Origin of the sequence: Halomonas sp. H10-59 (assembly GCF_040070555.1) — a bacterium.
GTDB lineage: Bacteria > Pseudomonadota > Gammaproteobacteria > Pseudomonadales > Halomonadaceae > Halomonas > Halomonas litopenaei.
This window is the reverse complement of sequence record NZ_CP098828.1, coordinates 2,798,706-2,815,050: the sequence shown is the minus strand read 5'-3', so window position 1 is coordinate 2,815,050 and position 16,345 is coordinate 2,798,706. Positions and strand designations below refer to the sequence as shown.

Genomic DNA, 16,345 nt, shown 5'->3' with positions numbered 1-16,345 from the left:
CTGCGTCAGACAAGGATTGCCTCTCGCATGCGTAAGCGTCGCGAAACCCTCAAGAACCCCGAGAACGCGCTGCGCATCTTTCGTGTGCGTGCGACGCTTGCCGGGGTGGTCGTGGTACTGCTGTCCGGCCTGCTGGTGGGACGGTTGTGCTATCTGCAGATCGTCCAGCACGAGGTCTACAGCACTCGATCCGAGAAGAATCGGGTGAGGGTGGAGCCGCTGCCCCCGACCCGCGGGCTGATCTACGACCGCAACGGCCAATTGCTGGCCGAAAATCGTCCCACCTACAACCTGACCCTGGTGCGTGAGCGGGTCGATGATCTCGATGCCACCCTGGAGCTGCTGGTCGAGCTGCTGGATCTGCCGGACGAAGAGGTGGACGCCTTCAAGGTGCGTTCACGCCAGCGTCAGCGTCCCTACCAGCCGGCGCTGTTGATGAGTGATCTGACCGAGTCGCAGATCGCCAGGCTCGCGGTCAATCGCCACCGCTTGCCGGGAGTGGAGGTGCAGGCCCAGCTGCTGCGCTTCTATCCCGACGCCGAGATCATGTCCCATGCGCTTGGCTACGTGGGCAGGATCAACGCCGAAGAACTCGAGAGCCTGGATCCGGGCAACTACGCCGGTACCCACTTTATCGGCAAGACCGGGGTGGAGCGCTTCTACGAGGATCAGCTGCACGGTCGTGCGGGATTGAGAAAGGTCGAGACCAACGCCCGGGGGAGGGTGCTGCGTGAGCTGGGGCACACCGACCCCGAGCCGGGGCAGGACCTGACCCTGACCCTGGACATGGACATGCAGCAGCTCGCTGTGGATCTGCTCGATGGTCGGCGCGGCGCCATCGTCGCCATTGCGCCCCAGACCGGCGAAATTCTGGCGATGGCCTCGGTGCCTGGATTCGACACCAACCAGTTTGTCACCGGCATCGACGTCAAGTCCTACCGCGGGCTGCAGAGCGATATCGATCTGCCGCTGTTCGATCGGGCGACCCGGGGCAGCTATCCGGCGGGGTCGACGATCAAGCCGTTCATGGCCATGGCCGGGCTGATCGAAGGGGCCGTTACCCCAGACGAGGTCATCTACGACCCGGGCTACTATCAGCTGCCCAATGACGACCGGCGCTACCGCAACTGGCTGCGCTGGGGTCATGGGCGGGTGAATCTCGAACGCGCCCTGGCGGTGTCCAACAACACCTACTTCTATTCATTGGCCCACGAGCTCGGCATCGATCGTATCGACGAGAACCTGGGGGCCTTCGGCTTCGGCAGCCGGGTCGCCGCCGACGTGGCCGGGCAGGGGGATGGTCTGCTGCCATCCAGAGACTGGAAGAAGGCACGCTTCAATCAGCCCTGGTATCCCGGCGAGACGCTGTCGGTGGGTATCGGCCAGGGGTATCTGCAGATCACTCCGCTGCAGTTGGCGGCCGCGACCGCCGTGCTCGCCAATCGCGGCCACTGGGTGCGCCCGCGGCTGGCCAAGCGCATCGGCGACCAGCCGGTGCCGGTTGATCTGCCCGACACGCCGCCGGATATCGAGGCCCCCGAGAACTACTGGACCCGGGTCTTCAACGGCATGGAAAAGGTGTTGTCCGGGCGCGAGGGCACGGCACGGCGCACCGGGGCAGGCCTTCAGTATCGCATGGCCGGCAAGTCGGGTACCGCCCAGGTGTTCTCGCTGGGGCAGAACCAGAAGTACAACGCCGCTGAACTGCGGGAGCGTCTGCGCGACCATGCGCTGTTCATGGCTTTTGCGCCGGTGGAGGACCCTCAAATCGCCATTTCGGTCATCGTCGAGAACGCCGGTGGCGGGTCGACCCACGCCGCGGGGCTGGCTCGGGCCATGGCCGATGCCTGGATTCTCGACCACAACGCCGGTCGTCCGCGCACCGACGAGACCGCCGCCGAGGAGGAAGACTGATGGCCATCGATTTTGTGCGCTCGTTGCGCGGCCACCCGGTGCGTCCCCCGGCCAGCGGTATCGCCCGACGCACCTCGTTCTGGCAAAGGATGCACGTCGATCCCTGGTTGCTCGGCATGCTGCTGGTGCTGATGTGCAGTGGCCTGGCGGTGCTCTACAGCGCCAGTGGCGAGAACGTTCACGTGGTCACCGCCCAGGCGATTCGCTTCGGCGTGGCCTGGGCGGTCATGCTGGTGCTGGCGCAGTTTTCGCCGGCGACGCTGATGCGCTGGGCGTTGCCGGCCTACCTGGCCGGCCTGGTGATGCTGGTGGCGGTGGAGATCCTCGGTGACGTCGGCATGGGCGCTCAGCGCTGGCTGGTGATTCCCGGCGTGGTGCGCTTTCAGCCTTCCGAGATGATGAAGATCGCCATGCCGATGATGGTGGCGGCCTGGCTCAGTCGCCACGAGCTGCCACCCAACTGGCGCGCGCTGGCCGGTTGCGCACTGCTGATCGCTCTGCCGGTGGGCCTGATCGCGCGCCAGCCGGACCTTGGCACCTCGCTGCTGGTGGCGGCAGCGGCGGTCTTCGTGATCCTGCTGGCGGGGCTGTCCTGGCGCTTTATCGGTGTCATGGTGGCGCTGGCGGGGGCAGCGCTGCCGCTGTTGTGGATGAATATGCACAACTATCAGCGTCAGCGCGTGCTGACCTTTCTCGATCCCGAAAGCGACCCGCTGGGCGCCGGCTGGAACATTATCCAGTCGACCACCGCCATCGGCAGCGGGGGCGTCTGGGGCAAGGGCTGGCTCGAAGGCACCCAGTCGCAGCTCGAGTTCCTGCCGGAGCGGCACACCGACTTTATCGTGGCCGTGCTGGGCGAGGAATTCGGGCTGGTCGGCATGCTGGCCTTCCTGCTGCTGTACCTGCTGATCGTCGCGCGTGGACTGTGGCTGGCGGGCGCCGCCCAGGATACCTTCGGCAGATTGCTGGGAGGCGGCATCATGCTGACCTTCTTTATCTACGTCTTCGTCAATATCGGCATGGTCAGCGGCATTCTGCCGGTGGTCGGCGTACCGCTGCCCCTGGTGAGCTACGGGGGGACGTCCAGCGTGACCTTGATGGCCGGTTTCGGTATTCTCATGGCGGTCAATGCACATCGCCGGTTGCTGCCACGCTAGGCGCTGTCCGAAAAGTCGACGAGCGAAGGTTAGACAAGGCAAAAATCGGTGAGAAAGCGCAGTTTACGGGGTGTAAATGAGCATTTTGATCCGATTTTTAACGCCGTATTACCGAGCGCAGGCACTTTTCAGACAAGCCCTAGGGGCTGGCGACCAGGCTAACGGGAGCCCAGAGAGAGGCGGCGACAGTGGCCACGGTGGGGCCGGCGAGCGAAGCGCTTGCCGGCTTTGCAGGGGCGGCGGCGCCTGCGGGTTCCCCAAGGGAGAAGATCGATGACAGTACCCCTGGTCCAGGGAAGGAAAGGCCTCGGCGCGGCGTTGTGTGGGCTTCTGGCCTCGCTGTCGCTGGCGGCCCAGGCGCAGGATTTCGCCTCGCCGGAGGTCGACGCGATGATGGATCGGCTCGAGCGCCAGGGCGTCTCGCGCCAGTGGCTGGAGCGCGCCATGGCCAGGGCAGAGTTCCAGCCGTCGGTGCTCGAGGCCATGAGCGGTGCCGCCGAGCATCACCTGACCTGGGAGCGCTATCGTGGCATCTTCCTCGGTGAAGAGCGCATCAACGAGGGCGCGGCCTTTATCGAGGCCCATCGTGATGCCTTCGATCGCGCTGAAGCGCGTTATGGTGTGCCACCGGAGGTGATCGCTGCGATTATCGGCGTCGAGACCCGCTACGGGCGTATCACCGGTGATCATCGGGTGCTCGATTCGCTGTCCACGCTGGCCTTTCATCATCCCCGGCGCGGTGAGTTCTTCGAGGGGGAGCTCGAGGCCTTTCTCGACATTGCCTACCAGCAGAACGTCGATCCCGGAGCCTTGAAGGGCTCCTACGCCGGTGCCATGGGCTATCCCCAGTTCATTCCCACCAGCTACCAGGCCTACGCGGTCGACTTCAACGACGACGGCCAGCGCAACCTGTGGACCGATCCGGTGGATGCCATCGGCAGTGTGGCCAACTATTTCGCCGAGCACCGCTGGCAGGCGGGTGGCACCCTGTACTGGGAGGCCGAAGGCCCCAGCTCGGTGCCGTCCTCGATTCGCTTCAACCGCACCGATCCGCCCTACGCCCGTGTTGCCGAACTGGAAGCCCAGGGCATCCAGCCGGTGGAGCCGCTGCCGGGGGATGCCAAGGTGGTGCCGCTGGCTTTGGACATGGAAGACGGCAGCACCCACTACCGCCTGGGTGGGGCCAACTTCTACGTGATCACCCGCTATAACCACAGCCACCTCTACGCCATGGCGGTCACGGAACTGTCGGAGGCCATCGCCGAGGTGCGCTCGCTGGGAAAGCCCCAGTGGTGGCATGCCCTGGACACGGAGGTGAGTTCATGACCCTGCGCGCGCCCTTGTTGCCGACCCTGTCGCTGCTGGTGGCCCTGACCGGTTGTGCCGGCGGTGGCGGGACCGCCCCGGAGACCACTCAGGACGCGGCCACGACGCCTCAGGATTCGCGGGCGACGGCGGGTGGGCGCTATGCCATGAGCGGCGACGCCTATCCCGAGACGCCGCCGGACGTCAGTCAGGTGCCGGACGCCGTGCCGCGCGACGAGCCACGCTCACGCGCCGGCAACCGCTCGACCTATGAGGTGTGGGGCAAGACCTACCATGTGCTGGATGACCCGAGTGGCTATCAGCGCGAGGGTACCGCTTCCTGGTACGGTCAGAAGTTCCACGGCTACGCCACTTCCAACGGCGAGATCTATGACATGTACAAGATGACGGCGGCGCACAAGTCGCTGCCGTTGCCGACCTTCGCCCGGGTGACCAACCTGGACAACGGGCGGTCGGTGATCGTGCGAGTCAACGATCGCGGCCCCTTCCACGACGACCGCGAGATCGATCTGTCCTACGCAGCGGCCGCGCGGCTCGATATTCTCGACCATGGCACGGGCCGGGTGCGGGTCAGCGTGATCGATCCCGATCAGTGGCAGGCCAGTCGCGGCGCGGGTGCGTCGAGCGACTCGGTCAGCGGGGGTGTGCGCGCCGCGCCAGTCAGCGCTGCGGCCAGTACTGGGACCAGAACTACGGCCAGTACCACAGCCAGTACTACAGCCCGTGCTGCACCCAATGCGGCGCCCAGCGCGCCGTCCGCCGCGTCGCCGGCAGCAGGCCAGAGCGCCCCGCAGGCGCCCGCGGCCGGGACTCCCGGCATCTATATTCAAGTGGCAGCCCTGGGATCGGCGGACAGCGCCCGAGACCTCAAGGCGGATCTGGAGACGCGGTTGAATCAGCAGGTGCGTGTGGCCAGCGCCGCCGGTCTGCACAAGGTGCAGGTCGGGCCGCTGGCGAGTCGTGGGCAGGCGGAGCCGGTCCGCGAACGCTTGCGCCAGGCGGGATTCGCGCAGACCTTTGTCGTCGATGCTCGCTAGGTGTCGACGAAGTGCAGCCGACGCCTCGCTGATCGTCCGGCCGGTCGATGCCGGCGGTTCCAGTGAGGCCGGCTGTTGGAAGCATTGTGCGGTGGCCCTGATCACCGCTTTCCCTGATTGTTGTAACGAGACATTTCACCATGATCGCTAAGTCATCCTTTACTCGCCGCTGGTTGCCCGTGGCCTTTGTATGTGCGGCCCTGGTGGCGCCTCTGACGAGTGCTCAGCAGCCCGACTCGCCGACACCGGACGTGCCAGAGCCCCAGGTCATGATCCCGGCACCGCCTCAGCTGGCGGCCAAGTCGTGGATCCTGATCGACGCCAACAGCGGACGAGTCCTGGCCGAGCACAATTCTGACCAGCGCCTGCCGCCGGCCAGCCTGACCAAGCTGATGACGGCGTACCTGGTCGAACGTGAACTTGATCGGGGCAACATCCAGCCCGACGACATGGTGCCGATCAGCGAGAAGGCCTGGCGTACCGGCGGCTCGAAGATGTTTGTCGAGGTCGGTACTCGTGTCTCCGTCGAGGAGCTGCTCCACGGTATCGTCATCGTCTCCGGCAATGACGCCAGCGTCGCCATGTCCGAGTATCTGGCCGGCGGCGAGGCCCCCTTTGCCGACCTGATGAACCAGCACGCCACCCAGCTGGGCATGGAGAACACCCACTACGAGAACGCCACCGGGCTGCCGTCGGAGAATCACTACTCCTCGGCTCGGGACCTGATGCGTCTGGCCAGGCACATCATTCTGGACTACCCGGAACACTACGCCATCTACAGCCAGAAGCACTTCACCTACAACGGTATCGAACAGGCCAACCGCAACCGTCTGTTGTGGCGCGACCCCAGCGTCGACGGCCTCAAGACCGGCTGGACCGAAGAGGCCGGCTACTGCCTGGTGTCCTCGGGCCAGCGTGATGACATGCGGTTGATCTCGGTGGTGATGGGGACCAGCTCCGAAGAAGCCCGCGCCCAGGAAACCCAGAAGCTTCTGAGCTATGGCTTCCGCTACTACGAGACACTGAAGCTGTATGACCGTGGCGCCGTACTCAACACGCCGCGGGTGTGGGAAGGCAGCACCAACGAGCTCAAGGTGGGCGTCGACAATGGCGTCTACATGACCGTGCCGCGCAACCGTAATGACGAGCTCACCGCGCGCCTGGACATCGACAGTGGCTTGACCGCACCCATCGCCGCCGGCCAGCGGGTCGGCACCATGGAGGTGCGCCTCGGGGACGAGGTGGTCGGCGAGCGTGACCTGGTGGCGCTGGAAGCGGTAGAGCAGGGTGGGCTGTTCAAGCGCATGATCGACAAGGTCCAGCGCTTCTTCAGCGACCTGGTCGGCGGCTGGTTCGACTGATCGTCCCTGTGGTGCGGCCCTGGCGTCAATGCGCGCCCTGTGGTCGCCGTGACGCCGGCCGAGGTGAGCCGCCTCGGCCGGCGTCCTTGGTCGTGATGCCAAGGTTGAGTAGAATACTCGGGTATCCATTGTAAGGGGCATCGGATGAACGACAGGACCTTTCGCGATCTGCGCACCCAGGCAGGGCCGGATCCGGCGGATGTCACCATCACCTTTCCCTGCGACTATCCGATCAAGGTGGTCGGAGATGCTGCCGAGGACTTCGCCGCCACCGTCAGCCAGATCGTGCATCGCCATGATCCTACCTTCGAGGGCAGCAGCCTCGAGGTGGTCGACAGTCGCAACGGGCGCTTCCAGTCGGTGCGGTTGACCATGCGCGCCACCGGTGAAGCCCAGCTCAAGGCGCTGTTCGACGAACTCAAGGCCACAGGCCGCGTGCACATGGTGGTGTGATGGAGGCGATCGACGTCTATCATCTGGGGCTCAAGCCCTATCGGCCAGTGTGGCAGGCGATGCGCGAACTGACCGACACCCGAGATGGCGATACGCCTGACCAGATCTGGGTGGTCCAGCACCCGCCGGTGTTCACCCAGGGCCAGGCAGGCAAGCCCGAGCACCTGTTGATGCCGGGCGAGATTCCGGTGGTGGAGACCGATCGCGGCGGGCAGGTGACCTACCACGGCCCGGGTCAGCTTGTGCTGTACCCGCTGATCGATGTCAAGCGTGCCAGACTGGGGGTCCGAGACCTCGTCAGTGCGCTGGAAGACAGCGTGGTCGATGCCCTGGGCGAGCATGGCATCGAGGCAAGCGCCCGGCCTGACGCGCCTGGCGTGTACGTCGGTGAACGCAAGATTGCCTCACTGGGGTTGAGGATTCGACGGGGTGCCAGTTTTCATGGCATCGCGGTCAATCTCGAGGTCGATCTCACGCCATTTTCGTTTATCAACCCATGTGGCTACGCTGGACTCGAGATGGCCCGGCTGGCCGATCTGGTCTCTTCGAGGCTGGACATGGAAGCCGAAGCGCGTCGGCTATTGCGCACGCTGGCGACGCGACTGGGACAACGCGAACTGATCGAGCGCCCCGGCTTGCCGGGAGTGCTCGACGCCCACAATTTTGACTGATCGCACAGGGCACGCCGAAGGCCGTCACAGCAACGTGTCTCCCGAGCGATCCTCACAGGACAGTGAAATGACAGACAGTTCCGCCATCCAGGCGGCGGCCGCCGCCGCCAAGGCCAAGAAGAACGCCCGCAGCGAAAGGGGAGTGAAGCTTCGCGGCGCCGACAAGGTGGCGCGGATCCCGGTCAAGGTGATCCCCACGGAGGAGATTCCGCGCAAGCCGGACTGGCTCAGGGTACGCATGCCGGTGTCCAAGGAAGTCACCCGTATCAAGGAGACCCTGCGACGTCATGGCCTGCACACCGTCTGCGAGGAAGCCTCATGCCCCAACCTGGGCGAGTGCTTCAACGGCGGTACCGCCACCTTCATGATCATGGGCGATATCTGTACCCGCCGCTGCCCGTTCTGTGATGTGGCTCACGGGCGTCCCAACGCCCTGAACGAGCGCGAGCCGCGCGAACTGGCCGAGGCCATCGCCGAGATGCGCCTGAACTATGTGGTGGTGACCTCCGTCGACCGTGACGATCTGCGTGACGGCGGTGCCCAGCACTTCGTCGACTGCATCCGCGAGATTCGTCGTGATAGCCCGAGCATCGAGATCGAGGTACTGGTGCCGGACTTTCGTGGTCGCATGGAGGTGGCGCTGGACATCCTCGAGACCACGCCGCCCGACGTCTTCAACCACAACCTGGAGACGGTGCCGAGTCTGTATCGCAAGGTGCGGCCGGGGGCCGACTATCAGTGGTCGCTGGACCTGCTCAAGGGCTACAAGGCGCGCCGTCCCGAAGTGATGACCAAGTCTGGCTTGATGCTGGGTGTCGGCGAGACCGACGAGCAGGTCATCGAGGTGATGCGCGACCTGCGTGCCCACGACGTGGACATGCTGACCCTGGGGCAGTACATGCAGCCGTCTCGCAATCACCTGCCGGTGGATCGCTGGGTGCCGCCGTCCACGTTCGACTGGTTCGCCGAGCAGGGGCGCGCCATGGGCTTCACCCACGTGGCTTCCGGCCCGTTGGTGCGCTCGTCCTACCATGCCGATCAGCAGGCACACGGTATCGAAGTGAAGTAGAGCGAAAGCGGTATTTCAGCTACCCACAACGCCCGGCATTGCCGGGCGTTGTGTTTTTGAGCGTACCCGCTCTACAGTGAATCTCCTACACGATGTGCAGCTCCGAAAGGAGGGGGCTTCGCAGTACCTGCATTATTGCGCTATATTGCACTGCAACAAGTGCGCAGACGCAAGGATCGCCTGCTGCGCATCACGCAACCCTGGGAGCCTATATGAATGCGTTGATGCCAAGCGCCACCGCGCCCCTGTTCGCGCTGGCGGAACCCTTTGCTCCACTGTTCGACCCCTTCGGCTTCGGCCGTGCCGCGGCCGACTACTGGCGTGACAGCGTCGAGCGCAGCATCCTCTACTGGGATGTCATGCGCCAGCGCGGCAACGAATACCTCGAACATATCGAGAAGACCCGCCCCACCGTACTTGGCTTCGATACCGACATCGTGATGGAAGGCGAGACCCTGCCTCGCCCCGTCAACTATGAGCTTCTGCGCGTGCACCCGCCCGAGGGTGTCGAGACAGATGAACTGGCACGCCCCTTCGTGGTGGTCGACCCGCGCGCCGGACATGGCCCGGGTATCGGTGGCTTCAAGCCCGACAGCGAGATCGGTATCGCACTGCGCGCCGGCCATCCCTGCTACTTCATCGCCTTCATGCCCTATCCCGTCCCGGGGCAGCGGGTCGAGGACGTGGTTGAAGCCGAGGTCACCTTCCTGCGCCACGTCGCGGAGCTGCATCCCGATAGCGAAAAACCGATGGTCGTGGGCAACTGTCAGGCGGGCTGGCAGATCATGATGGCGGCAGCGCTCGAGCCCGAGCTGTTCGGACCGATCCTGATCGCCGGTGCACCGCTGTCCTACTGGGCCGGGGAGCGCGGCAAGGCGCCGATGCGCTATACCGGCGGCATGACCGGCGGCAGCTGGGCCACCCATATGCTCTCGGACATGGGCGATGGCCTGTTCGACGGGGCCTGGCTGGTGCAGAACTTCGAACGCCTTAATCCGGCCAACACCTGGTGGGACAAGCAGTACAACCTGTACGCCCATGTCGATACCGAAGCCGATCGCTATCTTCAGTTCGAGCGCTGGTGGGGCGGCCATGTGGTGCTGGGTGGAGAAGAGATCCAGTACATCGTCGACAACCTGTTTGTCGGCAATCGCCTGTCCACGGCCCAGCTTGTGACGTCCGACGGGCGCCGTATCGATCTTCGCAACGTGCGCTCCCCGGTGGTGGTGTTCTGCTCACAAGGTGATGACATCACGCCGCCGCCTCAGGCGCTTGGCTGGGTGCGTGATCTCTACGACGGCGTCGACGACATCATCGCCAACGAGCAGACCATCGTCTACTGCGTCCATGACAAGACCGGCCACCTCGGCATCTTCGTTTCCGGCAGCGTCTCGCGCAAGGAACACGCCGAGTTCACCGCCAACATGGACTACATCGACGTGCTGCCGCCGGGGCTCTACGAGACCACGGTGTCCAAGGCCAGCGAGCGGCCCGACGCCGAATTGATCGAGCGGGACTACCTGCTGGAGTTCTCTACCCGGGACCTCGACGACCTGAATCAGGTGGTCAAGCATAGCCCCGAGGACGAGCGGCGTTTCGCCACGGTGGCCAGGGTCTCGGAGATCAATCTGGGGCTCTATCGTCAGTTCCTGCAACCCTGGATTCGTGCCGTGTCGACACCCGAGTCGGCTCGCTGGATGCGCAAGATGCACCCCAATCGCATGGGCTATCGCCTGCTGTCCGATCGTAATCCGATGATGTCGTCGTTGCCGGTGATGGCGGAGTCGGTGCGCAAGCATCGTCATGAACTCGGTGATGACAACATCTTCCGAGTGTATGAGGACATCGGGTCGAGCCTGATCTCGCGGAGTCTGGATGCCTGGCGGGTACTGCGCGATCGCGCCCTCGAGAAGGCCTTCCTTGACCTCTATGGTCAGCCGCTGTTGCAGTCGCTGGTGGGGCTGAAAGGCGCCGTGGAGGGTGAGCGTCAGGTGCCTGGCTCCGAGCCGGAGCGTCGTCGCTTTATCCAGCGTCGCCAGCAGGAGGTGCGCGAGCAGGTGGCGCAAGGCGGCGCCCACGAGGCCGTGATGCGCTCGGTGATCTTCGTGCTGGGTGGTGCTCCTGCTACCGATGGCCGCAATTTCCGCCGCCTGCAGGCGTCACGCAGCGAGCTTGAGCCGGAGCTGCGGCTGGAAGACTTCAAGCATCTGATGCGCGATCAGTTCTTTATCCTGAAGCAGGATCGTGAGGCTGCGCTGGAGGCCATTCCCGAGCTGCTCAAGGGGCTCGATGCCAGGACGATCGACGGCCATATCGAGCATATCGAGCATGTACTGGCGGCCAGCGGTGAGCTCAGCGAGCACGCCGCCGCTCGTTTCGAGCGTATCAAGGCGCTGTTTGGCAAGGCCCGTCCGGCAACGCGTCGTACGGCCCGCCGCAGTGGTGGTGGGGCCAGTGGGGCCAGTGGTAACAGCAGCGCCAAGACGTCGCCGGCTAGCGGCACGTCAGCCAAGCGCGGCACTCGTCAATCTGCAAGCGAAGCTTCCCGCGTCGAAGGGCAGGCCCAGGCTGCGCCCAAGGCCGACGCCGAGCCTGCTGATGCGCCTGCGGCAAAGGCCCAGGCCAGGACCGAGGCGAAGCCGGCTGCCGAAGCGAAGCCTGAAACTAAACCTGAGGCCAAGCCCGAGCCCAAGCCGGCGGTTGACGCTAAAACCGAGGCAAAGCCCGAGCCCAAGTCCGAGGCCAAACCGGCGGCTGACGCTAAAACCGAGGCCAAGCCCGAGACCAAGTCCGAGGCCAAACCGGCGGCTGACGCTAAAACTGAGGCCAAACCTGAGGCCAAGCCTGAGGTCGAGACAAAGCCTGTGGCTGAGGCCGAGCCCAAGGCTGCCCAGGCCGCCACGCCAGCCTCTCGCGAGGGAGGCAATGACGCCGAGAAGGCGCCGGCCGCCACCCGTCGGCGCAGCACCGGATCGCCCCGAGGGCAGCGGCGCAAGCGCTAGTCGGGCGCCTGACCGCCTTCGATGATCGAGTGTGAGACATCGACCATTCCGCTTGCCCCTGCTTCGTGCAGGGGCAAGTCGGTTCTGAGGGGCGGCTTGTCGGCCGTCGAGGTAAGGGCTAGTCTCTTGGCGATGTCAGGTGGACGCCAGGGCGTCAGTCGTGGGGAAACGACTGGGCATGCGTCTAGCCTGCCTGGGGCTCGAACCGATGTGACTGGCGCGACGTTCGGCGCTGGGTTAGGGTAAGCGCATTTTTCCCGTCCACCATCGGCGGGAGTGGCACATACTGGCGTTCGCCAAGGAGCGCGGCGCCCTGACTACTGTGGAGTACTATGGGCAAGTCTCTGGTCATCGTCGAGTCGCCCGCCAAGGCGAAGACGATCAACAAGTACCTCGGCAACGAGTTCATCGTGAAGTCGAGCGTGGGTCACATCCGTGATCTTCCGACCAGCGGCTCTGGCAAGGCGGCTTCCGATCCCAAGGAGCGGGCTCGCCAGGCGGCCGCGACGCGCAAGATGTCGGCTGAGGAAAAGGCGGTCTACAAGCAGCAGAAGGCGCATAGCCAGCTGATACGACGCATGGGTATCGACCCCGACCATGGCTGGCAGGCCAACTACGAGATCCTGCCGGGCAAGGAAAAGGTCGTGGCCGAGCTCAAGAAGCTGGCGGAGAAAGCCGACACCGTCTATCTCGCGACCGATCTGGACCGCGAAGGGGAAGCCATCGCCTGGCACCTTCGCGAGACCATCGGTGGGGACGAGCAACGCTATCGCCGGGTGGTGTTCAACGAGATCACCAAGAATGCCATCCAGGAAGCCTTCACCGACCCCGGTCAGCTGAACATGCCCAGGGTCGAGGCCCAGCAGGCTCGCCGCTTCCTCGATCGTGTGGTGGGCTTCATGCTGTCGCCGCTGCTGTGGGCCAAGGTAGCCCGCGGGCTCTCGGCCGGTCGTGTCCAGTCGGTGGCCATGCGCCTGATCAGCGAGCGCGAAAGCGAGATTCGCGCCTTCGTGCCCGAGGAATTCTGGGACGTTCATGCCGATCTGGTGACGCCGGACGGCGAGGCCATCCGCTTCGAGCTGGTACGTCAGGATGGCAAGACGTTCAGGCCCACCAGCGAGAGCGAGACCCTCGAGCGCATCGCTGCGCTGCGCAAGGCCAGTCTTGCGATCACCTCGCGGGAAGACAAGCCGACCCGGTCCAAGCCCAACGCCCCCTTCATCACCTCGACGCTGCAGCAGGCCGCCAGTGGCCGGCTGGGGTTCTCGGTGAAGAAGACCATGACCCTGGCCCAGCGGCTCTACGAGGCGGGCTACATCACCTATATGCGTACCGACTCGACCAACCTGTCCCGCGAGGCGGTGGAGAGCGTGCGTGACTATATCGGTGAGGAGTTCGGCGATCGCTACCTGCCCGAAGCCCCTAACCGCTATTCCAGCAAGGAAGGCGCCCAGGAGGCTCACGAAGCCATCCGGCCGTCCGAGGTGTCCCGTCGCTCGACCGACCTGGCAGGCATGGAGCGGGATGCCGAGCGCTTGTACGAACTGATCTGGCGGCAGTTTGTCGCCTGCCAGATGACCCCGGCGGAATACCTGTCGTCGACCCTGAGCGTGGTGGTGGACGGCTACGAGCTCAAGGCCAAGGGCCGGGTGCTCAAGTTCGATGGCTACACCCGAGTGATGACCCCCATGGGGCGCAAGGAAGAGGATCAGGCGCTGCCGGATCTGGGCGAGGGCACCCCGATGCACCTCGACGCGCTGGACCCCAGGCAGCACTTCACCAAGCCGCCGGCCCGTTACACCGAAGCCAGCCTGGTCAAGGAGCTGGAGAAGCGCGGCATCGGTCGCCCCTCGACCTACGCCGCCATCATCTCCACCATCCAGGATCGTGGCTACGTCAAGCTCGAGAACCGACGGTTCTACGCCGAGAAGCTGGGCGACATCGTCACCGAGCGACTCAAGGAGTCGTTCCCCGACCTGATGGACTACTCCTTCACCGCGCGCATGGAGGATAGCCTCGACGAGATCGCCGAGGGCGAGCGTAGCTGGCGTGAGCTGCTCGACGCCTTCTATCAGGAGTTTCGCGGGGAGCTGGCCAAGGCCGAGAGCGACGAGGGGATGCGGCCCAATCAGCCGGTACCCACCGATATCGACTGCCCCACCTGCGGGCGCAAGATGCAGATTCGTACCGCCTCGACCGGTGTCTTCCTCGGCTGCAGCGGCTACAACCTGCCGCCCAAGGAGCGCTGCAAGACCACCATCGACCTGCTGCCGGGTGAAGAAGCTGTCGCCGCCGATGCCGGCGAAGAAGCCGAGACCGATGCCCTGCGCGCCAAGGAACGCTGTCCGGTGTGTTCCACCGCCATGGACAGCTACCTGATCGATGAAGGGCGCAAGCTGCATATCTGCGGTAACAGCCCCGACTGTGACGGCTACAAGATCGAACAGGGCAAGTTCCGCATCAAGGGCTACGACGGCCCGGTCATCGAGTGTGACAAGTGCGGCTCCGAGATGCAGCTCAAGTCCGGGCGCTTCGGCAAGTACTTCGGCTGCACCAGTGACAGCTGCAAGAATACCCGCAAGCTGTTGCGCAACGGTGAAGTAGCTCCGCCCAAGATGGATCCGATTCCCATGCCGGAACTGGCCTGCCAGAAGGTGGAAGACCACTACGTGCTGCGCGATGGCGCCAGCGGGCTGTTCCTGGCCGCCAGCAAGTTCCCGAAGAACCGGGAGACCCGTCCGCCTCTGGTCAAGGAACTGAAGCCCCACGCCGCCGAGCTGCCGGAGAAGTACCACTACCTGCTCGATGCGCCGGACCAGGACCCGGATGGGCGCCCGGCTCAGATTCGTTTCTCGCGCAAGCTCAAGGAGCAGTTCGTGATGACCGACGGCGACAATGGCAAGGCCAGTGGCTGGAAGGCGAGCTGGGACGGTAACAAGTGGGTGGTGGAGGACAAGCGCAAGTGACACCGCGGGCCCGCACCAATCAGTTGTTGTATCAGGCGCAGTTGCTGCTGGACGTGGCGCCGGGTGATGACGAGCACCAGGGCGCCAGAAAGAGGGCCAGCGAGGAGGGCGCCCTGGCGTTGTTCGAGCTGGCGATCGACGCCCTGCTGCGCGACGTCTGCGAGCACGCTCATCTGGCGGAACATGACTGGCGAAGCCTGTTGCTGGGTGATGACCCACCCGCCGTGGCCGAGGTTCATCGGCTACGTGAGCTGGCCCGCGACGGCAGCAGTTGGCTATACCGTGTCATCGGTCATCTCGAGGCGCTGCATGGCGATGAAGGTGCGAGTCGACCTCGCTCGCCGGCATTGTCCGGGGTAATTGCCGTGGACCGGCAGGCGGATCTGGGGCAGGAATTGCAGCATTGCCTCGAGGCGGCCAAGGTCGAGATCGCCGCCTTACGCCAGACCAGTGAGGAATGGTAAAGGCAGAGTGTCGTCGGCCGGCGACGCTTCTGTGCGCCGTCGTTTGATAGCTGCGACAGAGCTCGTTTGCCTGCCGTGAAATCGGCCAGGTTCCGCGTGAAGTTCCGCAGAATCGGGATTACACTGCGTCACAGATGTTTTCGTTTATTCACAGTGAGTTTATCCATGTTCGCCCAGAGTCAACGTCGCCGTTTCATCCAAATGATACTTGGTGCCATGCTGCTACTCCCTCTGGGTGTCAGTGCCAGCATGGACATGGTGGAGGACCAGCTTCGCCGTGCCATTGTCCCGGACTCCTCCAGCGAGATCTGGGTCCTGATCGATAACCAGGAGTCTCGCCTGACGGTGTATCGCGGGGGGGTTGAGCTGGCTCGATACTCACCGATTTCGGTCGGTAGAGGGGGCGCCAAGTCCCAGCGGGTCATGGGCGACAAGACCACGCCAAGAGGCGAGTTCCACGTTAATCGCTTCAACTTCGACAGCAAGTTCGACATCTTCATCGGCCTGGACTATCCGACGCCCACCCACGCCAGGATGGCGCTGGAGACGGGGCTGTACAGTCAGCAGGATTACGACGACTATTTCGACTACTATCGCCGGCATCGTAGCCCGCCCCAGCAGACGATCCTGGGCGGTTATATCGGCATACACGGAGTCGGCGATGGAGACATGGACATCCATCGCAACTTTGACTGGACCAACGGATGTGTCGCCGTGACCAATCATGAAATTCGGGAACTTTCCGGCTTGATTGATGTTGGCACTCGCGTCGTCATCCGCTAGTCTTTAGGGGCGCAAGGGACGTTCAAGACTATGGACAAGCGCCGTTGTGTATTATAAAACAGCGTTTGACTCCTGTGCTTAGCAGCACAAGTCGCTGCAAGAAAGGCCTGCCTTTGCAGGAAGCCTGATGGATACATACCCT

Annotated in this window: 12 protein-coding genes; all 12 read left to right on the top strand. The window is 64.3% G+C overall.

The features are described 5' to 3' along the window. The first annotated feature begins 27 nt into the window (after window positions 1–27). Window positions 28–1,914: a penicillin-binding protein 2 gene (gene mrdA / locus NFG57_RS12300; protein ID WP_045994182.1), complete on the top strand. Its 1,887-nt coding sequence runs from the start codon at window positions 28–30 to the stop codon at window positions 1,912–1,914. Further along, on the top strand, window positions 1,914–3,071 hold the full coding sequence (gene rodA, locus NFG57_RS12295) for a rod shape-determining protein RodA (protein ID WP_108132837.1): 1,158 nt from the start codon (window positions 1,914–1,916) through the stop codon (window positions 3,069–3,071). Before mrdA ends, rodA begins: the two co-directional genes overlap by 1 nt. Before the next feature lie 273 nt (window positions 3,072–3,344). Beyond that, the gene (gene mltB / locus NFG57_RS12290) at window positions 3,345–4,397 is read left to right on the top strand and encodes a lytic murein transglycosylase B (RefSeq protein WP_045992678.1); all 1,053 of its coding nucleotides are present in this window, start codon (window positions 3,345–3,347) and stop codon (window positions 4,395–4,397) included. Beyond that, window positions 4,394–5,434, top strand: coding sequence for a septal ring lytic transglycosylase RlpA family protein (locus NFG57_RS12285; protein ID WP_348814422.1), 1,041 nt, complete (start codon window positions 4,394–4,396; stop codon window positions 5,432–5,434). The genes mltB and NFG57_RS12285 overlap by 4 nt, the downstream gene beginning before the upstream one ends. Window positions 5,435–5,574: 140 nt before the next feature. Continuing rightward, entirely contained in the window at window positions 5,575–6,795 is a 1,221-nt protein-coding gene (locus NFG57_RS12280) for a D-alanyl-D-alanine carboxypeptidase family protein (RefSeq protein WP_253551978.1), read from the top strand. A 144-nt stretch (window positions 6,796–6,939) separates the two neighbouring features. Continuing rightward, complete coding sequence (locus tag NFG57_RS12275) at window positions 6,940–7,248, top strand: DUF493 domain-containing protein (protein WP_045992676.1); 309 nt, start codon at window positions 6,940–6,942, stop codon at window positions 7,246–7,248. Then, window positions 7,248–7,919, top strand: a complete 672-nt coding sequence (gene lipB / locus NFG57_RS12270) for a lipoyl(octanoyl) transferase LipB (protein WP_348814421.1) — start codon at window positions 7,248–7,250, stop codon at window positions 7,917–7,919. Before NFG57_RS12275 ends, lipB begins: the two co-directional genes overlap by 1 nt. A 67-nt stretch (window positions 7,920–7,986) precedes the next feature. After that, window positions 7,987–8,988 (top strand): lipoyl synthase, encoded by a 1,002-nt coding sequence (gene lipA, locus NFG57_RS12265; RefSeq protein WP_045992674.1) that lies wholly within the window; start codon window positions 7,987–7,989, stop codon window positions 8,986–8,988. A 224-nt stretch (window positions 8,989–9,212) separates the two neighbouring features. Further along, the gene (locus NFG57_RS12260) at window positions 9,213–11,990 is read left to right on the top strand and encodes a DUF3141 domain-containing protein (RefSeq protein ID WP_348816181.1); all 2,778 of its coding nucleotides are present in this window, start codon (window positions 9,213–9,215) and stop codon (window positions 11,988–11,990) included. A 332-nt stretch (window positions 11,991–12,322) separates the two neighbouring features. Beyond that, window positions 12,323–14,956, top strand: a complete 2,634-nt coding sequence (gene topA / locus NFG57_RS12255) for a type I DNA topoisomerase (protein WP_045992673.1) — start codon at window positions 12,323–12,325, stop codon at window positions 14,954–14,956. After that, window positions 14,953–15,420 (top strand): DUF6586 family protein, encoded by a 468-nt coding sequence (locus NFG57_RS12250; RefSeq protein ID WP_045992672.1) that lies wholly within the window; start codon window positions 14,953–14,955, stop codon window positions 15,418–15,420. Before topA ends, NFG57_RS12250 begins: the two co-directional genes overlap by 4 nt. Window positions 15,421–15,636: 216 nt before the next feature. After that, window positions 15,637–16,203, top strand: coding sequence for a L,D-transpeptidase (locus NFG57_RS12245; protein WP_231498647.1), 567 nt, complete (start codon window positions 15,637–15,639; stop codon window positions 16,201–16,203). The last annotated feature ends 142 nt before the right edge of the window (window positions 16,204–16,345 follow it).